The sequence below is a fragment of the Snodgrassella sp. B3882 genome (assembly GCF_026535915.1).
Classification (GTDB): Bacteria; Pseudomonadota; Gammaproteobacteria; order Burkholderiales; family Neisseriaceae; genus Snodgrassella.
In genome coordinates this window covers 1,519,786-1,542,305 of sequence record NZ_JAFNPF010000001.1, presented here as the reverse complement: position 1 = coordinate 1,542,305, position 22,520 = coordinate 1,519,786, and the positions used below count along the sequence as shown (strand labels likewise).

Genomic DNA, 22,520 nt, shown 5'->3' with positions numbered 1-22,520 from the left:
GGTCACCAATCGGTGGTGACCATCTGTTTTTTTAGGAGTAATCCATGATTATTGATGTTGTCGTTCCCATGCTTCCTGAAAGTGTGACTGAAGCCACTCTGATGACTTGGAACAAAAAAGTAGGTGATTTTGTTCAACGTGATGAAAATCTGATCGATCTGGAAACAGATAAAGTTGTTTTAGAATTGCCTGCTCAACAAGCTGGTAAAATTGTTGAAATCATCGAAGCTGATGGTAGCACCGTTACTTCTGGTCAGTTGTTGGCCAAGATTGATACAGCTGCTACTGCAGAAGCCAGTGCTCCTGCTGCTGCCGCAGCACCTGCGGCGGCTCCTGCAGCTCCTGCTGCAGCAAGCAGTAATGCTCAAGCTGGCGTAGCTATGCCTGCTGCCGCTAAACTGGCTGCTGAAAAAGGGGTGGATACTTCTAGCATTCAAGGTTCTGGTCGTGATGGTCGTGTGTTGAAAGAAGATGTTGCTGCCGCCATTGCTAAAGCGCCAGTGATGACTGCATCTAAAAATACTGCGCCTTCTACAGCGGGTAACCGTATTGAAGAGCGTGTACCGATGTCACGTCTGCGTTCTCGTGTAGCTGAACGTCTGTTGCAATCTCAGCATGAAAATGCCATTCTGACCACGTTCAATGAAGTGAACATGAAACCAGTGATGGATCTGCGTAACCGTTATAAAGAGCAGTTCCAAAAAGAACACGGTGTTAAACTGGGCTTTATGTCTTTCTTTGTTAAAGCTGCCGTAGCTGCACTGAAAAAATATCCAGTTGTGAATGCGTCTATCGATGGTACTGATGTGGTTTACCATGGTTATTTCGATATCGGTATTGCAGTAGGTAGTCCTCGTGGTCTGGTCGTACCAGTTCTGCGTGATGCTGATCAGATGAGTATTGCTGATATTGAGCAAGCGATCAGCGATTATGCTGTAAAAGCTAAAGATGGTAAATTGGCTCTGGAAGACCTGACTGGTGGTACATTCAGTATTACTAATGGCGGTACTTTTGGTTCAATGATGTCTACTCCGATTATCAACCCACCTCAATCTGCTATTTTGGGCATGCACGCAACTAAAGAACGTGCTGTGGTTGAAAATGGTCAGGTTGTTGTGCGTCCAATGATGTACTTGGCTTTATCTTATGACCATCGTTTGATTGACGGCCGTGAAGCTGTGTTGACACTGGTAGCAATTAAAGATGCTCTGGAAGATCCTGCTCGTTTATTGTTGAATGTGTAATACTTAAAGTCAACTCGCTGCCAGATGAAGTTTTGTCTGGCAGTTTGCTGATTAGAACAGCTATGATGATGAAAACATGAAGCAATAAAAGCATGTCTATTTCGTCATGGCTGTTTAATCATATTAGTGAAATATAATAATTGAAAGGAATTTCGATGTCTCAATTTGACGTTGTGGTCATTGGTGCCGGCCCTGGAGGCTATGTAGCAGCGATTCGTGCAGCTGAGCTGGGTTTTAAAACGGCTTGTATTGATGCTGGTTTGAATAAAAAAGGTGATGCACCTGCTTTGGGTGGTACCTGCTTGAATGTTGGCTGTATTCCTTCTAAAGCATTGTTGCAGACCAGTGAAAATTATCACGCTGCAGAAACTGAATTTGCTGAACATGGCATCGAAGTTAAAGTGAAAAAATTCGATGCTAAAAAGATGATCGAGCGCAAAGATGCAATCGTTAGCAAATTAACTAACGGTATCGGCTTTTTATTCAAAAAAGACAAAGTAGAAAGTATTTTCGGTCGCGGTTCTTTGCAAGGACAAAAAGATGGTTTATGGCAGATCGAAGTAGAAGCTAATGGTGCTAAACAAACTGTTTCTGCTAAGCACGTCATCGTAGCAACTGGTTCATCTCCACGTCCATTACCATTGATTGAAATTGATAATGATAAAGTCTTGGATAATGAAGGTGCTCTGAATCTGGAAGAGGTTCCAGGTAAATTGGGTATGATCGGATCTGGTGTAATCGGTCTGGAAATGGGTTCTGTATGGAACCGTCTGGGCGCTGAAGTGACTATTCTTGAAGCTATGCCAACATTCCTGGCGGCTGTAGATCAACAGGTTGCTAAAGAAGCGTTTAAGATTTTCACTAAAGAACAAAATTTAAATATTCATTTGGGTGTGACTATTAATGCAATAGAAAAAACCAAAAACCATGTGAATGTTAAATATACTTTGAATGGTGAGGAAAAATCAGATTCTTTCGATAAACTGATTATTGCTATTGGTCGTATTCCAAATACCAACGGTTTGAATGCTGAAGGTGTTGGTTTACAAAAAGATGAACGTGGCTTTATTGTGGTTGATGAAGAATGTCGCACTAATCTGCCAAATGTATGGGCAATCGGTGACGTTGTTCGTGGACCTATGCTGGCACACAAAGCTTCTGCTGAAGGTGTGGCTGTGGCAGAACGAATTGCTGGTCAAAAACCGTTTGTTAATATGAGCACTATTCCTGCTGCAATGTATACTCACCCTGAAATTGCCTGGGTTGGTCAGACTGAGGAGCAATTAAAAGCAGCTGGAGTGAAGTACAAAAAAGGTCAATCTAGCTTTGCTGCTAATGGACGTGCTTTGGGTATGGGACAAGGTAAAGGTTTCGTGAAAATTTTAGCAGATGCTGAAACTGACCGAGTTCTTGGTGTGCACATCATCGGACCTGTGGCTTCTGAATTGATTTCCGAAGCTGTTATGGCCATGGAGTTTAAAGCTTCAAGTGAAGATATCCGCCGAATTATTCACGGTCATCCAACTTTATCTGAAGCAGTACATGAAGCTGCTTGCTCTATTAAATAAGTCTAATGATTTATTAAAAAACCGCATCTTTGTGATGCGGTTTTTTTTGTTACAGACTAGGTATTAAATGAATGTGCGCTAGAGAATACTTTCTTTTTGATCAGGGTGAATACGAGATTAAATGTCTACGAAGTTTTCGCATAATTAGCTGGTTTTTTAGTAGTCTGACTCATATTTGGCTTTGTTGTAATAAATACAGATATTGTCTAAAGCCCATGTTTTTGCGATTTTGCTACTTTACGAGTAAATCCAACACGGTATTGAGGATTTTCTGATCTGAATGACTGGCAAACGTCTATGCAAGATGAGTCGGGGAAATTCTGGTTAAACTTATGTGACAGATCAAAGTAGGGAGGCTTAAGAATAAATATATTATGACGATATAGCATACTATCAAGTTGGATTTAATGGATTCTGATGACTGTAAGCTATCGTTCCGCAATTAATTATCTAGGTGATCGTTTAATTACGAAAGCATAACAATACAGATCGCGATGTAGTGAAGGGTTTTGTAATTGCTATGTGCGGTTATTCAAATATTACGTCCACACGTTTTTTTTAAGTTTCAAACTTCAGTTTATTGATGGATTAAAAGTTTCTGTAAGTAGGTAGATGAGATTGTCTAACTTACCTGTTTGCTGATTGCTAAATTTTTATTATCAATTTACTAGACAGTATTTGAGCTATTGGAAACAATCGCAATATTTCTGATATGGCTTAGTTGTATCTGTTTTCCAGTATCTAATCATTCTGCTGGTTCATGCAAAAATTTCTAAATATTGATGCAACTTTCAGTCTATTGTTGAATGTTAATTTCGGTAGAAATATACAATATCTTAAATAGTTATAAATTGAATTATTTCATATTGAATTTGCCTTTATTGCAGTTGAATCATGATTACCATTAACCAAATAAAGACATCATCAAGTGAGACATTGAAGATGTATGTGACATATGGTTTAGGGTTTAATTAAGCTGCGGCAGTATTTACGCTGAGAAAGAAAGTTCAACGATTAAGAAGCCTGAGACTTATGGGTCAAGGTTTATCTGCTGTTTGCACACGATAATTAGTGATTTTGTCATGGATTACAGAGAGTAGTTCTTGTAATGGATGTTGTTGCGATCGAGCGCAGGCTTTAGCTGGTTGTTGGCAAACTAAACAGGCTCTTGGTTCGATAGACATCATGCTGCGACTAAGGGCTGTGCCGGTATCAGGATTGAATACGTCAATGTCCCACATTCGCCCTAATGGGTGCTGCTGTTCAAGTTCAATCAGTAATTTTTTTATTTCTTTAGCTTTTTTGTCTGCGATAACCCAATAGGCTTCTGCGCCGGTGATTAATGGAAGTTGCTGCTGATGCAATATATGCAATTTATTTTTTTTTGCCACAGATTCAATAGCAGAAACTGCTTGGGTAAATAACAGTATACTGTCTTCATTCAGTTTTACTTCACCTGGCATGTTGATGGTAAGACAAATTAATGTTGATTGGTATTGCTGTAATAATTGAGCTTGCCGTGTTTGACGCTGTTCTCGAGCTAGTAGGAGTTGTGCAAGGGTAATTGGTGTTGGTGTTATTGTGCCTGAATTCATCTGCTGTCTTTATTTAGGGTTGTGATGAGGTAATAAATAGGCTGCATACCTGAACTGACTAGCGGAGCAAGGTATGCAGCCTGAACTATGGTCGGTTAAGATCAGTCTTGAACTTCACGAACCACGTCAATGATAGAGCCATCACGGTAATGTACGATACCAACGATCTTATCTTTAAATTTGATCGGTTCTGGTTCGGTAGTTAAATCAATGGCGCGTTGATACAGTTCTTCAATGGTCAATACTGGAAGACCAGCATCTTTCAAGCGTTGAGCAACTTCTGGACGATTTGGATTTACGGCGATACCATGATCGGTAACCAATACGTCGATGCTTTCGCCTGGTGTCACGATGGTTGTGACTTTAGAGATAACGGTTGGAATACGGCTTCGGATTAATGGAGCGACGATAATTGAAAGATTAGCACCTGCAGCAGTATCACAGTGACCACCTGATGCACCACGCATCACGCCATCTGAACCGGTTAGTACGTTAACGTTGAAGTTCAGGTCAATTTCCAAAGCACTTAATATGACGATATCCAGATGATCGCAGGCTGCTGCCTTAGCGGCTGGATTGGCATAATAGTTGGTGGAGATTTCGAAATGGTTTGGATTTTCACCTAAAGAAATACCTGCGGCATTATCGAAGCTTTGGGTATCCAGTAAAACTTTGATTAAACCTTTTTGGTGTAAATCCACAATACTTTGGGTGATGCCACCTAAAGCGAAACCAGCTGTGATGTTTTTAGCACGCATTTTATCTTCTAAAAAGCGTGTACAAGCAGTAGCAGCTGCACCGGAACCAGTCTGGATAGAGAATCCATCTTCGAAGTAACCAGAATGTTCAATGACTTCAGCTGCATAGCGGGCGATCATCAGTTCACGGGGGTTGCTGGTGATACGTACGGCACCCACGCTGATTTTGGTTGGGTCACCAACCTGATCAACTTTAACAATGTAGTCAACCTGATCCTGACGGATACTAGCAGGGTGGTTTGGATAAGCAACAATTTCTTCCGCCAATAAAACCACTTTTTTGGCATATTGCGCATCAACCATGGCGTAACCAAGCGAACCACAGCGAGATTTGCCGGTTACGCTGTTGGCGTTACCAAATTCATCTGCGGTAGATACGGCTAGGAAACTAACGTCCAGATTAATGACGCCATCCTGAATCAGTTTAACCCGACCACCATGTGAATGGATGTGTACAGGATTTTCCATCAAACCGTGAGAAATGGCATCGGCCAATTTACCACGCATACCTGAAGTATAAATCTGGGTGATGACACCTGATTTGATATGCTCAATCAGGTAATCATTACAAGATAATAATGAGCTTGAAGCCAGGGTCATATTTTTGAAACCCATTTTGGCCAAGATGCCCACTACCAGATTAATGATTTTGTCGCCTTCGCGGAAAGCATGGTGAAAACCAACGGTCATACCATCTTTCAACCCAACTTTTTTAATTGCGTCTTCAATACTCTCACACATTTTACGCTGGTATTTTTGCTCTGTATCAGCAAGATAGGGCGTAGTGGTGTTAGCACCGCTGAATGCGGTCAGACCGGTAATTTGCGGATATTGTTCTGCAATGGAATCGATTATTTTAGTCATAGCTGCTCTGATATTAATGTAAAAGATTATATTGGCTTGCCATTTCCAAAACCATTCTGGCATGAGTGATGATAGGAGCATCAATCATTTTGCCATTTAAGGAAACAACACCCAGTCCTTGCTGTTCAGCTTCTTCCGCTGCCTGAATGACTGCTTTGGCATTGGCAATTTCTTTGGCTGTAGGAGCATAAACTTTATTTAACAATTCGATTTGACGAGGATTGATGAGTGATTTACCGTCAAAGCCAAGCTGTTTGGATTTGGTTGCTTCTTGGATGAAGCCTTCATCATTGTTAACATCGCCAAATACGACATCATAAGCCTGAATTTTGGCTACGCGAGCAGCATGCAGAACGGTACAGCGAGCATAGAATAGTTCGGTACCATCACCACGGGCACTACGCATATCAACCAGATAGTCAAAGGCAGCCAATGCAATACCCACCATACGTGGGCTTGACTGAGCAATAGCCAATGCGTTAACCACACCCTGTGCAGATTCAATGGCTGCAATGATTTTGGTAGAACCCACTGGACGAACACCAGTTTGTTCGATTGATTCAATCAGTTTTTCCAGTTCTTTTACGTCTTCAGGTGTATGTGTCATAGGTAAACGAACCACGTCAACACCTGCGCGAACTACTGCTTCAACGTCGTCTTTGAAGTATGGAGTATCAAGAGCATTGACACGAACCACAGTTTCAATACCGTAACGTTGGTAAACCCCCATTTTTAATGTCTGAGCAACTAACAGACGCGCGCTGTCCTTTTCAGAAACGGCCACGGCATCTTCCAGATCAAACATTACAGAATCCGGACGATAAACGAATGCAGTGGATAACATAGCTGCATTAGCGCCCGGTAAAAATAGCATACTGCGACGAACTTTACTCATAATACTTGACTCCAGTTCAGGGTCGGATTTTCTAATGATCGTTGTACTGCACTTTGCACGCGGGCTTTGATGACACAGTCAAGCGCACCGCGATCTTCGATGATGAACAGACCATCTGAAACACCTAGATCCTGTAAGGTCTGATCTACAACATGTTTGATTTGGTGACCAAACTGTTTATGAACATCGCTGTTAATAACAATTTCTAACCCTTGATTGGGTTCCACTTTAACCAGCAGATCGCTGGACTCAAGTGTTCCCGAAAGGGCAGGTTTTTCAATTTTCATTTGTTTACCTCATATTGAAGGCTTGTTAAGAAATGCTGAAATCATTATTTTTTAGATACGACCATGTGCTTGGTGGTACTAAATTCTCAATGGCCGCATAGTTTTTTTCCGCTAATAATTTGCGTACTCTGGATGCTGAAACAGCATCACCATCAATCTCTAAGCGTTCCAGTTCATGTACGGCAATCGGTGGGGCGGTTGAGGCAGTGGGGCTGTCCAACCATTTATGCATCGCTTGATTGTAGGCAGAGGTGACCACGCTATAAGGCTCTGTACCGACGAAACGTTGGGTGATGTTTAAAGTAGGAGCAATATAATTACGGAACATGAGTAAATCGACCGCCAAATAGGCTTGTTCAATTTGCTGCGCAGTTTTTAAAAAGTAGGTTGGGAAGGTTGCGCGAGAAATGAGATATTCCGATCCTAAGATCACGCTAACACGTGATAAATGTTGTACACCCTGACAAACTAAATCATAACGAACTTTGGTAGGAAACAAGGAAGCATCTTCACTCACAACAAATATATATAGCCAAGGTACCTGTTTTAATGCCTGTTCAACCAAATACAGATGTCCACGCGTGAACGGATTGGCATTCATCACTATAGCACCGGCTTGACAGTCTTGTTTTAAAGCAGATAACTGCTGACAATACCGTTTGATGCCCACAGGAGTATTTTCCATAATAACTAAAGTATCTGGAACAGTTACCAGTGGATAAAAACCACATTGACGAAAAAGGACTTCGTTATGTGGTTTGGTGTAAAGAAAGAGCTTATTGTAACCTTGTTTTGCAGCAAATTTTTGAATATATTCGCATAATTTGAGTGAGAGCTGGCAACCTTGATAGGATGGCAGCATGGCTACACATTTAATAACGTTGTGATCTAAACCTGCGCAGGCGATAAGCTGGTCGTTGTGCCATCCAACCAGCAGTGTTTGAATTTGGCTATCATATTCCAGATCAACCTGAGCAAGCAGTTTGCTTGCCTCAGCAATGACTGCTGGTTTTTTTGCCGGATCAATAAATTCAAAAACGATATCTGTGGCTGCGAACATTTAGATTACTCGTTAGCAATAGTATTGGTTAAATGACCGATTTTATCAATAATCACTTCAATTTTATCACCGGCTTTTAAAAACAATGGTGGGTGACGTTTTTTTCCTACACCACCTGGAGAACCGGTAATAATGACATCACCTGGTGAAAGGCGCGTAAAAGTGCTGATGTATTCAATGATAACGGGTACTTTATACACCATATTGCCTAAAAAATCATGCTGAACGCGTTCACCATTCAAAATAGTTTGAATTGAAAGGTTTTCTAAGTCTGGCACTTCATCAATTGTGGTTAGACAAGGACCGAATGCGCCAGTATTGAGCCAGTTTTTGCCAGCTGTAAACCATTCATATTGCCAATCTCGAACAGAACCGTCCATGTAACAACTATAACCTGCTATGTACTGTTGTGCATCAGCTGCTTTAATCCGATGGCATGGTTTACCAATGATGACAGCCAATTCGCCTTCATAATCGAATTCTTCAGTAAACGGAGGTTTGATCACTGGTTGAAGATGACCTACCTGAGTATCACTGAAACGGGTGAACAGTGTCATCGCGCTTTCTGTGGCAGAAAATTCTTTCCGTTTCTCTTTATAATTCATCCCAACGCACAAAATTTTGTTTGGATTGGGAATGACTGGTAAAAAGGTCACTGAGTTAGTGGGAATTACGGAATCTAATGGATATTCTTTTGCTAATGCAAGGGCATCCGGATCGCTAATCAAAGATTTTAAATCTGGATATTTATTACCAAAATGCACGGAAAGATCAGTAATACCTTTTTCGTGCATCACGCCGTAACCAGGTTTACCAGAGATAAGGTAACTGGCTAATTTCATATGTGCTCCTAGATGTATGATTTATATCATCCATTTAACCTATTCCTTACTCAGTTAAGGAATAGGTTATTTTACTCTTTGCTGAATTTTTTAATCAGTCTTTAAGAGAGCGGATTGATGTAAGACAAAAAATTACCTAATATAAGTAGTGAAAGTGAAACATTGATTGCTCCACCAATACGGGTGGCTATCTGAGCAAAGGGCATTAATTCCATGCGTTCAGCTGCTGTCAGAATGGCCACATCACCAGTACCACCTTGTCCGCTTTGGCAGCATGAAATCACTGCAGTATCAATTGGATACATGCCCATTTTTTTGCTGACAAAAAAGCCTGTTGTAACCAATGAGATGACGGTAGACAGGATAACGATGATGTTAGTTATGGTGAAAGCATCAACGATTCTTTGCCATGGTGTAATTGCAACGCCGACAGCAAAAAGAATTGGATAAGTGACGGAAGTTTGGAAAAATTTATAAACGACTTGAGAACCACTCAATACTTTGGGTGACACGGCAGAAGTTAATTTAACCAAAATGGCAGCAAAAAGCATACCAATCGGTGCCGGTAAGCCAATCAGTTTATGTAATATCATGCCGACCATATACAGCATGGTCGCTAATAAAACGCCACTGGCAAAGGTGGTGACATCATTAGTCACTTCAATTTTAGCGTGTAATGAAACATTATCCGCATCACCAGCAGGAAGAATTTTGCCATTACCAGTCAGGTGAGGATATTTTTTGCCGATGCGATTTAAAACACCTGCACATAAAATACCCGTCAAACCACCAAGCATAACGATAGGTAGCACCTGACCAAGTGCATCACCTTGCTGCATACCCAGTATGGAGGCATAGCCCATAGATAATGGGATTGCGCCCTCACCAACACCACCGGCCATAATGGGCAGAACTAGGAAGAAAAATGTATAGGATGGACTCAAGCCAAGAAGCGTACCGATTAAGACGCCGGTAAGCATCCCCACAATTTCACCACATAACATTGGGCCAAATATTTTCAAAAAGCCTTTAATCAATGTGTTTCTATCCATGCTCATAATACTGCCGACAATGATGCAGCAGATATATAAATAGAGAATGTGGGTGCTTTTATAGAAGGAAGTGGTTGCCGTGACGATTGGCTCCGGCAGTATTTTGTAAAATACCAGTGCAGAAGGAATGAATGTAGCACAGATTGCCGCTGCACCCATTTTACCGACGATTGGTAAGCGCTTGCCAAATTCACCGCACAGAAAACCGAAAAAGGCACAGGTTACTACCATCACTACGATGTCTGATGGAAGTTTGTCGCCTAGGAAAACTTCAGTAAATATCAGCAGACCGGCAAATATAAAGAATGGCAGGGGAATGATACCGACTTTGTAGTTATCCAGTATTCGCCACCAGCCTGTGGGCCAGAATCTGGTATTTTGTTCAAGGACAGCATTGTCTGAAGTTTTTTTGGATGAATCCATATTACTTTTCTCCCGTTTAATAACAATTAAACAAAATTGAAAAAGTTGGCTACACGATTAACCAAGTACGGTAAGCTGGCCATGCGAACAATACTGAGTTTTCAAGCAGCAAGAAAAACACTTGTATAGTTAAAGCTATGAATGTTCTCAATTAATAGCGGCGGATTTTAACATTCCAATACGTCACTATTTGTTCAAATTAGTCACTTAAATAAGTGATTAAGCAAAAAAAATTCAATATCCCAATGTAGTAGTACGGTATTAATGTTTTTATGTCTCGGTTTTCAAACTATTATGATTTTTGCATAAATTATTTAATGCAAAGTATGAAAATAATAATGCATATATGTAATAGTATTTAATGCTCTGATAATATCTCTATTTCTCTGACTAGTTAGTAACTTAGCCGATAATTGCTTTTCTTTCAATTAAATTTACTTTGAAATTTTAATTTAGGCAATGATTAATCAGGAAAATGGGCTAGAAACCATGTGACAGCGATTAAGTCTGCGCTACCACCGGGACTAAGACGGCGTTGATTCATTTGTTCATCAAAAGCGATTAACTTTTCTATTCCTGCTTCGTTTAACGCACCACCATTATTCAATAATTGCTTTGCTTGAGATTGTACCCAATCCAATCCGTCTAAACCGCCGCGGTGCACAATGTTGGTATCTGGATTGTTGGCCATGAGTGTCAGCAAGGTTTGTAACAGACTGAAGGTTTCGTTGTATCCAAGATCTAAACACTGACGATAGCATGGTAAAGCCTTGTCTCTAATCAGTTGATAGCCACTTTCTGCTTCACCTCGTGCACCAGTAAGCTGAAACTGGTTAAATAAACGCTCTCCAGCTGTCTGAGCATTATTCTGATGCAGATCTTTAGCGACCAGACCACGACACATTTCTGATATTAATGTGGTGATGCTGGTCACGGTGACTGGTAACTGATTGCCTTGTAGTCGTCCAATAGAGGACAGTAGTAAAACAAAAGCAAAAATAGCACCTTTATGGGTATTGATGTTGTTGGTAGCCTGAAACATCTTTTTTTCCGCTTGCTGACCAATCAGGCGTAGTTGTGAAAAGAAAGGTTCCAGCGGCATACACGCATGTTGGAATCCGAAATGAAGAGTTTCAGCTAAGAAGGGGGTGATGGCTTCAATACTCTTCAAAAAGGTATTGAGATCCATATCTTGGTGTGCACCGTTATTATCCTGATCAACCAAACCGGGTTTTGGCGTGAGATAGATTTCTTTGTATAGGGCTTCTTGAGCCAAATTGGCAATGGTTGCAAAAGAATTAGGTGACACTTGAATAGGTTTCATAGCGGATGTAATTGTCGTGAAGTTAGGAGCGGCAGAGGAGAAGCATTATAAGATAATTTGTTGCTTAGAAATGGATTTAGATTAAGGTTCATTTTGGGCTAGGGAATTACGTCATTTGAATTTTGGCATTTGCTATTAAGAATTTAATAAATTCAAATGCGCATACTATACACCTATTGATAATACATGAATTAATCGGTCAACGAGGGAATAAGGGTTGAGTTTGGCGAATACTTCCTGAAAGCGCGTGAAGGTTTGAAATTTGATTAAGGAAAAATGCTGCAGAATAAAGACCATATCTAATTTACTGTAATTTCTTATCATTTGAAAAAAGGATCTGTTAAATGGTATTTTTTCAGCTGTTAAATTGTTTAGTTTAGAATAGGGAAAGATATTTTTTTACGTAAATAAGAATATCTGAAATGAACGGAATATTTATGAATGACTATGGGATTGCGATTATTTAAAACATAATGATCAATGTAAACAGCATTTAATGGGCCAGTATGATGCTGTTTACATTAATCCATGGTTGAGATCGGCTTTTAGCTTTCCCAATGTTTTTTTACTTTATCCAATGCTCGCCGATCGCGTTTGGTTGGGCGGCCATCTGGATAGGCAGCTGTAATCTGACTGGCTTGATTAAGAGCTTTGATTTCAGCACGTTTTGTAGCAACGGATTCGTCTTCTACATATAATAATTTGGCTTCAGATGCAGGTCTGCGCATTGAGTTAAATCGTAAAACCTTGATTCGGTATGGTAATGAATTCAGTGTTAAATCAATGGTATCACCAATCTGGATAATTTTGCTGTTTTTCACTTTTAGCCCATTTACTAAAACTCGACCCAGCTCTATGTGTTTTTGCGCCATAGCTCGAGTTTTAAAAAAACGAGCGCACCAAAGCCATTTATCCAGACGCATGGCATTGGCACTATTGATGGTGTTTTTGTTCATGGTGAAGCTTTACATTAATCTTTTTAGGGTTACTACTATAATCAATTACAATAGGATGATAGGTTATTATACCTATATTATCAAAATGTTATCTTTTTAAAAACCCTTTTTTACTCGGGAATATCGAAAACCTGTCTCATATAGGCAAGGAATGTACTGTTATCTGTCATGGTTTTACCAGGTGAATCAGATATTTTGGCTACAGATTGACCATTGCATTCAACAAGTTTTAACACAATATTTAATGGTTTTAATCCCATGTCATTAGTCAGATTTGTTCCAATACCAAAGCTGGTTTTAAAACGGTTATTAAAGTAGAGGTATAAATCCCAGGCTTTGGGTAAATCTAACCCATCGCTAAAGGTCAGCATTTTGTTGCGACTGTCAATTTTCAGTTTTTGATAATGCGCATAGGCTTTTTCTCCCCATTCATAGGGATCACCGCTGTCATGCCGCAGACCATCAAACAATTTGGCAAAATATAGATCAAAATCACGTAAAAAAGCATTCATACCAACTACATCTGTTAAAGCTATACCGAGATCGCCGCGATATTCGCGTACCCATGATTCAAGAGCAGCTTTTTGAAAATCACGCAAACGTACATCCAAAGCTTGAAAAGCCTGAAAAAATTCATGCGCCATGGTACCAATAGGGATCAATCCAAGCTCTTTGGCTAAATGAACATTACTGGTGCCACGAAAAACAGTTGGTGCTGCTGCATTAAGGGTTTCGATTACATGTTTGTGCCAGCTGTAGCGATAACGCCTTCTGGTGCCAAAATCAGAAACCACAAACGGAGAATGGTATTTAAGTTGTTCTACTTCATAGAGGCGAAGAAGATTGGCTTTTTCCTGCAAACGTCTTTCACCTTCCAAAAGTACGGCAGGGGTTTCTAATGGTCGAAAATACAGTTCATTGACAATGGATAGGACAAAAATCTCAAAAAACATTGCCTGAATGATGGGACCTTCTATACGGATGTTGAGAAAGTTATTGGCGTCAACCGAAGTGTGAATGAAACGCCGTTTCAATTGAAACAGCTCCATGTAATCAACAAAATCACTCTTTATAAATCTTAAACTGCGCAAATATTGCAAATCTTCCTGACTAAATTTAATTGAGCATAGCCGATCGAGTTCCCAGTCAAGTTCATCTTTTATCTGACCTAAGGGATAAACGGTTTCATGATTATTGCGACAGCGAAATTCATAAACACCGGTTGCCTGAGGAAATTGATGGAGAACGACTTGTAACATAGTAAATTTGTATAGGTCGGTATCCAGCAATGATTGGATGATTGGAGGTCGCTCGGTGTCTATGGTCATAGTATGCAATAAGTGTATTTAAAAGGTAATTTTAATAGATTATTGAAATTCCAGCAGATTAATTTATAAAATTTTTTGACCTAGGTCACATTAGTCATCATTGGGCATGCGCAAATGAGCACGAGCTATGGCAATAGGTTTGTCCGGATTATCTTGCCACATGGTGACGGTAACCTGAGATATTCTACGTCCTGAATGTAAAATCTGACATTGAGCATAGCTGTCTAGAGCATTGCCAGCGCGCAAATAATCAATAGCAAAATTAATCATAAACGGCGGGTCAGTATGTTCTGTGTGTTCGGATAAATAATGATATATGCATGATTGTAAGAATCCGCCAATCAGACCACCATGTAAACGAACAAGAAAAATATTACCGATATTTTGTTTGGCAAAAGGTAAGTGAAACAGCCGGTTGCCTTGTTGATCGGTGCCAATGCGCAAATTGATTCCCTGAGAATACGGACTGAGTTGATGTGCTTGATCAGTTAACGATTGATCGATTTGGAATATTGGAGAATTCATTTAGCCAGCTCCTGTTGCATATATTCATGTATGGCTTGCTTTTCAGCAATGGTGAGTGGCGTATGCATAAATGTAGTCATACCTAAAGCGAAAGGATCTTGCTCATCTTCCTGAAAGCAGTGGCTGCGAATGTAGGCAATTTGACCTTCCAGACGATAGCAATGGGCGCGAACATGAACTGGCAAATTTTTGCACACGGGACGTAGATAGTCTACACGCATATCAAGGGTTGCGGTATTTTCGAAATCGGTTAATTTAGCAGCCAAAGCACCGGCTGAAGCCATGTCTATCAAGGTAGTGATGACGCCACCGTGTAAATTTCCGCTGCGCTTATCGGCTATGAGTTCTTCACGCCATGGAATGGAAATCACCGGTTGGTCGGTACTGTTATCACCATAAATTCCTAGCCATTGGCAATGAGGTAGCTGTAAAAGATGATGAAATAAGGCTTGGAAAACCTTGTTATTTGCTGGCATATCTGTTTCTCATATTCATTTTTCTGTGGGTAATATGATAGGTCTTTTGTCAATATTTGTCATTAACTTGTCACTTAATGTATTTCTATGATTTGGAATTGTCACTGACTCATAGCCTGTATCAAGATCGGGGCGGTGGCAGAATTTTGATTGATTTGCACCAGTCCTTCTTTAGCCAATTCGAGTAAGGCTATAAAAGTGGTAACCACCATTGCTAGACTATCATTTCGACCAAACAGTTCGGTAAATTTACACTGCTGATGGGTGTGCAAATAACGCAATACGGACGTCATTTGAGCGCGCACCGACAAAGACTCTTTAACCACATGATGACTGCGGTTGTGCTGGGCTCGAGCCAGTATCGCCAGCCAAGCTCGGGTCAAATCTGCCACCTGAACCTGAGGTGGTTGCGTTACAGCAATAATTTCAACTGGTAACCACGCCCAGCCAAAATCCCGACCAGCACGGGGTAAGGCATCCAGTTCAGCAGCAGCCAATTTCATCTGCTCGTAGGCAAGCAGACGACGAACTAATTCTGCACGTGGATCGATTTCCTCTTCTTCAGCTGGTGGAGGCGAGGGAAGTAGTAATCGAGTTTTAATTTCTATTAATACAGCCGCCATCAATAAATATTCTGCTGTCAGATCCAGTTCATGCTTTTGCATTTGTGCAATATAGCTCAAATATTGCTCTGTAATGGTCAGCATGGGAATATCCAAAACATCAATATTTTGTTTACGGATCAAATACAAGAGTAAATCAAGGGGACCTTCAAAACTTTGTAAAACAACAGTCAAGGCATCTGGAGGAATAAACAGGTCTTGCGGAATTTCTGTAACTGGTTGACCAAACAACCAGGCAATAGTTTGATTTTCCGCAGTGCTTATGGCTGACATAAATGCTCCAGACAAGCCTGTGCACATAATAAGCCAAAACTAGCAGTCACTACCATGGAAGCTCCATATCCGGCACAAGATAAACCTTGGGGTGCAGTTTGATCAGACAGGCAAAGGCCACTTTGCGGAGGCGTGATGTTTTCGGTGGAATAAACACAAGAAATGCGCATATTATCTTTGGGGTTGCGGCTAAAGCCAAACTGTTTACGCAAGGTGTAGCGTAGATTAGCAAGCATGCGATCATGAGTGACTTTACTTAGATCGGCGCGCTGAATCAAGCCGGCATTTTTTTGTCCTCCTGCACCACCAGAAACAACAAATGGTTGTTGGTGACTGATAAAATAAGCTGCCATCGCCGCTTTAACACGGACTTGATCAATGGCGTCGATAACAAAGTCAAAAGGTTGAGCAAATATATTGGAGATGTTGTCTGCATCAACAAAGTCTTCAATACAATTGACACTGCATTCAGGATTGATATCATTGATCCGTTCAGCGATAGCATCCACTTTGGGTTTGCCTATTAAGCTGATGAGGGCCGGTAGTTGGCGATTAATATTTGATTCGGCGATATTATCTAAATCAATAATGGTTAATTGACCGATGCCACTGCGCGCCAAAGCTTCCACCGTCCATGAACCTACACCACCTACGCCGACTACACAAACATGTGCCTGTCTGAACCGGTTCAGATTGTCTTCACCGTATAAACGGGCAATACCACCGAAGCGGCGTTGATAATGAGTAGAAAAGAAATCAGACATCTGTATCTCAATAAAATTTCAGAAAGCCATTTTTGACTAACCGTAGTATTATACTGTATCTGATTCAGTTTCGAATGGTTACAAATGAAAAGGAGAGCTTCGTGTATAAACATTTATTGGTGGCTGTAGATGGAAGTCATACTTCTGAAAATGCGCTGGATCACGCTATAGGATTGGCGCAGGGTGAAAATGCAGAACTGACTTTGGTGAATGTTGCCAATCCAACTGAATACATGGCTTTGGCTCCTGAGTTTTTGCAGCATGAAAGTTATGAAGCAGCTGCTTTATCAGAAGGAAATAGTGTTCTGGATGAGGCCATGAAAAAAGCATTGGCTAGCCTGCCGGCTGAAAAAGTGCATCGGCATTTGCTGGTAGCAAATAAAGGGGTTAAAGAAATGGCGCAACTGTTGGTGGATTATGCTGATGAACAGAAAACTGACATTATTATTCTCGGTACTCATGGACGCAGTGGACTCATGCATTTGTTGATGGGAAGTTTTGCTGAAACCGTGATGCGAGAGACCAATCTGCCATTACTGATTATCCGCAGTGATGGTGAAGCATAATTCCAGATAAATTATAAATTGTTTTTTAAAACTGCTTCAATGGGAAGCAGTTTTTTATATTTTGAAACACCTAAACAGATTTAGCAGAAGGTTAGAATTTCGCAAGATGAGGGTTTAATGAATGGCTCAAGGCATATTTAGGCGGTCATTTTGCTGGGTTGCTGGTTCATTTCAGTTATCAAATCTTTTTGATTAAGATATTGTTCAAAGTATCGCTATCCCTTTAACAGCTATTGTTGCAAGATTCTTTGGAATTAAAATTCTTTTCTTTCATGTTCTAAATTCAACTCAATAATTCTTTTTTCTTTTAAATTATGCAGCAACTATTTTCTGTATTCATTAAAATTTATTGTCTAACTGACCATAAATCTCATTAAACTGATTAGCATAAACCCTCGTATAAATATTGTTTGTTATGTTTTATTACAAATTTCACTTCATGTTAAGCCAGCATCTATTTATATTTTTTTCTTAGAGCTGATTATTTATTCAAAACCTGATTAATAGTTAAATATCCATATTCCGTTTTTTAGGATTTTTTAGATTAAATTCTCAATATAATGAATCTGGGTGAAATAAAATTTTAACTAAAATTTCAAAGCAAAGGATATTTTATTATGCTGATGTCAATGTAAATACATTCTTTTGCTTGGATATCTTAATAATTTTGGTATCTCGCAGACAATTCTTTGAATGCACAATTTTTTGAGATATTTCGAATATTATTTTAAATCTTTATTCATTTTTGATTGTATTTTTAGCTTATTTCAATCACTGTTATGTTGGTTGATATGAGCTTTGAATATCGGTCATATAGACATTAAACAGAAATAACTCTTCTGAGTACAAGATCATTTACCGATAGTCTTAACGCAGCTACCAATATTCTTTGCTGATTAAGCTGTTGTGGCGATGATTAAACCACACATCCTTCTGTTGTGCGTCATTGAATATGATATCAATCATCACTAACGAATCAGAATAATCAGCAAAGTTGGGATGCTTAGCGAATGTATTTTTTATGAATTTCTTTAAATTTTGGATGGTTAGCTGAGCCTAGCCATTCAAAAGCAATCATTTCACGACTAACGATTTCACATCCATGAGCTTGCAAGCGTTGCATTGCCAATTCCAAATCTTTAGATCGACGAGATCCAACGGCATCGGCAACCACAAATACTTCATAACCATTTTTACGTAAATCTAGAGCAGTTTGTAAAACGCAGATATGTGCTTCAATACCGGTAATGATGATTTGATTGGCTTGATGAAAAGTTTCTGGGGTTAAAACTCCCGCTGCGAAAACCGAGAAGGTTTGTTTATGGACTATTTTCGCTTGAGGTGCGGCAGCGATGATCTCTGCTGTGGTCGACCCAATGTTGTCGGCACAATGTTCGCTGATAACAGTGGGAATGGCGAGGTCATGGGCAAGCTCGGCTAGCCAAAGATTATTAGCTAGCAATGGCTCATTATCTGCTATTGCTGGTAATAGGCGAGTTTGCAAATCAATGATTAGTAGAGCAGAGTGTTGGCTATCAAGTAACATATTGAGCTTCCTGTTGCAGTGAAACAATGAAAATATAATAGCATGCCGTTCAACATGGCAAAGTATCATCCTTTTATTTTTGCCATTAAAGGATGTTACTTTGCTATTCTGTCATGATGTAAAGATTTATCTGGCTGGAATGGTACCCATGCGTTTGGTCAGTGAATCTCTTGGCTCACCAAACAAATGCGCATAATAGGTAGTATTGGCCATGACATTTTTGACGTAAGTGCGGGTTTCATCAAATGGAATCGTTTCAGCGTAAATGGCTCCTTCAAGCGGAAAACTGGCTTGCCAACGTTTGGCTCTGCCTGGTCCAGCGTTATAGCCTGCTGTAGCCAATACTTCATGCCCCAGTTGTCTGCGTACATTCGCCATATACCAGGTACCCATGCGAATATTGCCTTCAATGGTGTTGATTTCATTACTACTCATGCCGATTTTGCTGGCTATTTCCCGCGCAGTTGCTGGCATCACTTGCATTAATCCCGATGCGCCAACACTTGAGCGTGCACCGATCATAAAGCGGCTTTCCTGCCGGATTAGACCATAAACCCAAGCTGGATCTATGCCAACCTGTTGTGCATATGGGGTAGTTATTTCTCTGAAAGGTGCTGGATAGCGCAAATGATAATTCAATTTGTTGTCAGCTTTATCTGCACTGTAAATAGCCATTTCATAGAAACCGTTGCTCTCGGCTAATGTGGCTGCGGCAATTAAGGTCTCTTCATTGAAATCACCTGTGGCAAAACGCCATTCTTGTTGGGCTTGTCGACGCATTGGCCAATTATTTTCATTTTGCGCTGTTTTAAATAAGATCAATGCACGATCAATGTTGCCATCAGTGGCTATTTTATTTTGGAGCTGTTTATTACTTTTATCAACCGTATTATGGGTTTCTACTTTTTTTCCTAAAGCTTCCTGAGAAAGCAAAGAGTAGAAATTACGTCCACGCTTGGCTGTTTGTTTAAACAATTTTTCCGCTTCGCTTGTTTGTCCTTGAGCAGCATAGCAGCGAGCCAGCCAATACTGCCAGGTTACTTGCTGCTGGAGGCTCTCGGGCATCTTTCGGATAATTTGGCTCAGTTTTTGCCATCGTTGTAAGCGTAAAGCGGAACGTGCGTACCATTCCCACATTTCATCATCCATTTGTTGATGATCTGCTCGATCAAAATAAGTCAGTGCTGTGGCAGCATTTAGACTATATGCTTGGGCTAACCCTAACTGAGCCCAGCCATAACCTTGCTGTGCCGATGATAGTCTGCTGGATATTTGTTCCAAAGTATAAGCAGCAGTGGCTTTGCTGCGGTTTTCTTTGCTGATAACCTGATATAGTAAAGCTTCTTGTGCTCCTTGGCTCGCCCCAGAACTATTACTTAGCGGATCTGGTAATGGACTACCTAAAGCTTGGGCTAAATTTCGTGCATTACTGACTTGATTGCGTGACAATAAAACCCGTACTCGATGCCAACCATTTTCTTGGGTAATTTGTTGCTTTCTGGCGGCTTGCTCCAACATGCGGTTACAACCTGCCGGCAAATTACTGCTGGTTTTACTGAGCTCGGTTAAGAAAGATTGATCTTGTTCGATCCCGGCCAAATTGGCATAACAGCGAGTTTCTTGATCGCGGAATGGTGAATCCAGTCCACGATAAAGTTCACGAAATTTGCTCCAGTCAGCCTGCTTACCCAGCTGTTGTAACAAAGCATTATGAATATTGTTGCGCATAGCACTTTTGGGTAATTGTGCCAAAAACTGCGTTGCTTGCATCACATCCCCATTTTTAGTCGCTTTAAGTACCAGCAGATATTGCTGATAACTATTAATGATCCGATCAGGGCTTTCTTTAGCCTGTGTTCCGGGAAGAACGCCAGAGCCAGAATTGATCGGTTGGATCGCCACTTCTTGCTGATTGCTGCAAGCGGTTAATGCCAGTACCGCGCCTGACAATATAGATAGTGAAATGTTCAAACTCGATTTCAGCTTTTTTATTTTTTTAATCAATTTCATTCCTTTAATTTGTCTTAATAGTCAGAATATTTATTTTTTCCAATAGGCTGGTGTAAAGAGAATAAAAACAGTAAATATTTCCAGCCTCCCAAGTAGCATAAGCATAATGCATAGCCATTTTTGTATATTGCTAAGCATGGCAAAATTATTAGATGGGCCGACTGCACCCAGTCCTGGCCCGGTATTGGTCATAGAACTGATCGATGCCGTTAACGCAGATAGGAAGTCTAACCCAGATATCATAAGTGCGAAACAAAATAATATGATTGTCGTGAAATAGACAAAAACAAAAGCCATCACGGTTAGAGCACGCCGATCCGGAATGTTATTGCCATTGATTTTTACCACACTAACGGCATTCGGATGTAGCATCAGCACCATTTCGCGCAAACTAAATTTGAATAATACGATTGCACGTATGGTTTTAATCCCACCGCCAGCAGATCCTCCGTTGGAAAGAATATTAGCGAGAAAAAACATCCATAATGTGGCGATTAATGGCCATTGTGCGAAGTCAGCATTGGTATATCCATTCGCTAACCCAATTGAGATCAGATTAAAGCTGGTATAGCGTAATGCGTCGATGAAAGAATAAAAACTTTGCCACCATAAATAAATCCCAATCGCAAATATGCTAAAAAACAGCATACTGATTAATACTCTGACTTCTTCATCCCGCCAGTAAAGACGCCAGCTTTTTTGTCGCAGTGCATTATAGTGATTGGTAAAATTGATGGCACCAAATATCGTGGCAATGCTGAGAATGATCTCTATTGGCACAGAGTTAAAATAGGCGATACTGGCATCATGCGTAGAAAATCCGCCGAGGGAAAATGCTGACATGGCATGACAAATGGCATCAAACCAATTCATGCCGGCCAACCGTAAAGCTAACACCGTGATAAGTGTAAATAATAAATACACACCCCATAGTTTTTTGGCGGTTTCGGAAATCCGCGGTGCCATTTTATTGTCTTTATTAACGCCCGGTATTTCGGCCTTAAATAACTGTGTTCCGCCGGCGCCCAACATAGGCAAAATGGCAACGGCCAGAACAATAATACCCATGCCACCTAGCCAGTTCAGCATATGACGCCAAAAGTTTAATGAGGGGGCCAATGTATCCAAACTGGTCATTACCGTGGCACCGGTGGTGGTTAAACCAGATACCGCTTCAAAAAAAGCATTAGTAAAGCTCAGACCGGGCAGATAAATATAAAACGGCAAACATGCAATCAGAGCAAAACCAATCCACATCATGAATACCAAGGTATAGCCATCCCGTGGGCGCAACTCACGGTTGTAGCGCATGGTCAGTAACCAGGTTATGGTACAGACGGCAATACTGATACCGGCTGTAGACGCAAATGCCGGAAGGACATGATCCATATATAGCCACGACACTATGGTTGGAATCAATAACAATAAAGAAAACAATAATCCGGTTTTGGCAACGAGATGAGCCGTAGGAGCGATTTTATTAACAAAGCTCAAATTTTTATGATGCAGGGCAAATCTGATGTGAAAATGACTCATGCGAT

The 22,520-nt window shown here is 40.5% G+C and carries 20 protein-coding genes; 3 read left to right on the top strand and 17 right to left on the bottom strand.

Annotation, left to right across the window (positions count from 1 at the left end; translation table 11 throughout):
• The first annotated feature begins 44 nt into the window (after positions 1-44).
• A complete protein-coding gene (gene odhB, locus J3U68_RS06570; protein ID WP_267375612.1) occupies positions 45-1,244 on the top strand; it encodes a 2-oxoglutarate dehydrogenase complex dihydrolipoyllysine-residue succinyltransferase in 1,200 nt (399 codons plus the stop codon).
• A 155-nt stretch (positions 1,245-1,399) separates the two neighbouring features.
• The gene (gene lpdA / locus J3U68_RS06565; RefSeq protein ID WP_267375610.1) at positions 1,400-2,812 is read left to right on the top strand and encodes a dihydrolipoyl dehydrogenase; all 1,413 of its coding nucleotides are present in this window, start codon (positions 1,400-1,402) and stop codon (positions 2,810-2,812) included.
• 1,037 nt (positions 2,813-3,849) lie between these two features.
• Here the strand turns inward: lpdA and citX are convergent.
• The 14 genes from citX to J3U68_RS06495 all read right to left on the bottom strand — a co-directional run bounded on the left by citX (position 3,850) and on the right by J3U68_RS06495 (position 16,857).
• Positions 3,850-4,407, bottom strand: coding sequence for a citrate lyase holo-[acyl-carrier protein] synthase (gene citX / locus J3U68_RS06560; RefSeq protein WP_267375609.1), 558 nt, complete (start codon positions 4,405-4,407; stop codon positions 3,850-3,852).
• A 101-nt stretch (positions 4,408-4,508) separates the two neighbouring features.
• Positions 4,509-6,029 carry a citrate lyase subunit alpha gene (gene citF / locus J3U68_RS06555; RefSeq protein WP_267375608.1) on the bottom strand — a complete coding sequence of 507 codons (1,521 nt, stop codon included), beginning with the start codon at positions 6,027-6,029 and terminating at the stop codon, positions 4,509-4,511.
• 13 nt (positions 6,030-6,042) lie between these two features.
• The gene (locus J3U68_RS06550; RefSeq protein ID WP_267375607.1) at positions 6,043-6,924 is read right to left on the bottom strand and encodes an aldolase/citrate lyase family protein; all 882 of its coding nucleotides are present in this window, start codon (positions 6,922-6,924) and stop codon (positions 6,043-6,045) included.
• Positions 6,921-7,211 (bottom strand): citrate lyase acyl carrier protein, encoded by a 291-nt coding sequence (citD, locus tag J3U68_RS06545; RefSeq protein WP_267375605.1) that lies wholly within the window; start codon positions 7,209-7,211, stop codon positions 6,921-6,923. The genes J3U68_RS06550 and citD overlap by 4 nt, the downstream gene beginning before the upstream one ends.
• Before the next feature lie 25 nt (positions 7,212-7,236).
• Positions 7,237-8,271, bottom strand: coding sequence for a [citrate (pro-3S)-lyase] ligase (citC, locus tag J3U68_RS06540; protein ID WP_267375603.1), 1,035 nt, complete (start codon positions 8,269-8,271; stop codon positions 7,237-7,239).
• A 5-nt stretch (positions 8,272-8,276) separates the two neighbouring features.
• Positions 8,277-9,113, bottom strand: coding sequence for a fumarylacetoacetate hydrolase family protein (locus tag J3U68_RS06535; RefSeq protein ID WP_267375601.1), 837 nt, complete (start codon positions 9,111-9,113; stop codon positions 8,277-8,279).
• A 101-nt stretch (positions 9,114-9,214) separates the two neighbouring features.
• Positions 9,215-10,588: a 2-hydroxycarboxylate transporter family protein gene (locus J3U68_RS06530; RefSeq protein ID WP_267375599.1), complete on the bottom strand. Its 1,374-nt coding sequence runs from the start codon at positions 10,586-10,588 to the stop codon at positions 9,215-9,217.
• A gap of 463 nt (positions 10,589-11,051) precedes the next feature.
• The gene (gene citG, locus J3U68_RS06525) at positions 11,052-11,912 is read right to left on the bottom strand and encodes a triphosphoribosyl-dephospho-CoA synthase CitG (protein ID WP_267375598.1); all 861 of its coding nucleotides are present in this window, start codon (positions 11,910-11,912) and stop codon (positions 11,052-11,054) included.
• A gap of 545 nt (positions 11,913-12,457) precedes the next feature.
• Positions 12,458-12,868, bottom strand: coding sequence for an RNA-binding S4 domain-containing protein (locus J3U68_RS06520; RefSeq protein ID WP_267375597.1), 411 nt, complete (start codon positions 12,866-12,868; stop codon positions 12,458-12,460).
• Positions 12,869-12,978: 110 nt separating this feature from the next.
• Entirely contained in the window at positions 12,979-14,196 is a 1,218-nt protein-coding gene (gene pncB / locus J3U68_RS06515) for a nicotinate phosphoribosyltransferase (RefSeq protein WP_267375596.1), read from the bottom strand.
• Positions 14,197-14,286: 90 nt separating this feature from the next.
• Positions 14,287-14,721: a PaaI family thioesterase gene (locus J3U68_RS06510; RefSeq protein WP_267375594.1), complete on the bottom strand. Its 435-nt coding sequence runs from the start codon at positions 14,719-14,721 to the stop codon at positions 14,287-14,289.
• Positions 14,718-15,197 (bottom strand): PaaI family thioesterase, encoded by a 480-nt coding sequence (locus J3U68_RS06505; RefSeq protein WP_267375592.1) that lies wholly within the window; start codon positions 15,195-15,197, stop codon positions 14,718-14,720. Before J3U68_RS06505 ends, J3U68_RS06510 begins: the two co-directional genes overlap by 4 nt.
• 101 nt (positions 15,198-15,298) lie before the next feature.
• Positions 15,299-16,093, bottom strand: coding sequence for a segregation and condensation protein A (locus J3U68_RS06500; protein ID WP_267375590.1), 795 nt, complete (start codon positions 16,091-16,093; stop codon positions 15,299-15,301).
• Positions 16,081-16,857, bottom strand: coding sequence for a tRNA threonylcarbamoyladenosine dehydratase (locus J3U68_RS06495; RefSeq protein ID WP_267375589.1), 777 nt, complete (start codon positions 16,855-16,857; stop codon positions 16,081-16,083). The genes J3U68_RS06500 and J3U68_RS06495 overlap by 13 nt, the downstream gene beginning before the upstream one ends.
• A 101-nt stretch (positions 16,858-16,958) precedes the next feature.
• Between J3U68_RS06495 and J3U68_RS06490 the strand changes: the two genes are divergently transcribed.
• The gene (locus J3U68_RS06490; RefSeq protein WP_267375588.1) at positions 16,959-17,423 is read left to right on the top strand and encodes a universal stress protein; all 465 of its coding nucleotides are present in this window, start codon (positions 16,959-16,961) and stop codon (positions 17,421-17,423) included.
• A 1,003-nt stretch (positions 17,424-18,426) separates the two neighbouring features.
• Here the strand turns inward: J3U68_RS06490 and J3U68_RS06485 are convergent.
• The 3 genes from J3U68_RS06485 to J3U68_RS06475 all read right to left on the bottom strand — a co-directional run bounded on the left by J3U68_RS06485 (position 18,427) and on the right by J3U68_RS06475 (position 22,515).
• Positions 18,427-18,969 (bottom strand): isochorismatase family protein, encoded by a 543-nt coding sequence (locus J3U68_RS06485; protein ID WP_267375587.1) that lies wholly within the window; start codon positions 18,967-18,969, stop codon positions 18,427-18,429.
• A 126-nt stretch (positions 18,970-19,095) separates the two neighbouring features.
• The gene (locus J3U68_RS06480) at positions 19,096-20,979 is read right to left on the bottom strand and encodes a transglycosylase SLT domain-containing protein (protein ID WP_416384635.1); all 1,884 of its coding nucleotides are present in this window, start codon (positions 20,977-20,979) and stop codon (positions 19,096-19,098) included.
• Between the two features lie 30 nt (positions 20,980-21,009).
• Complete coding sequence (locus J3U68_RS06475) at positions 21,010-22,515, bottom strand: TrkH family potassium uptake protein (protein WP_267375586.1); 1,506 nt, start codon at positions 22,513-22,515, stop codon at positions 21,010-21,012.
• Positions 22,516-22,520: the final 5 nt, after the last annotated feature.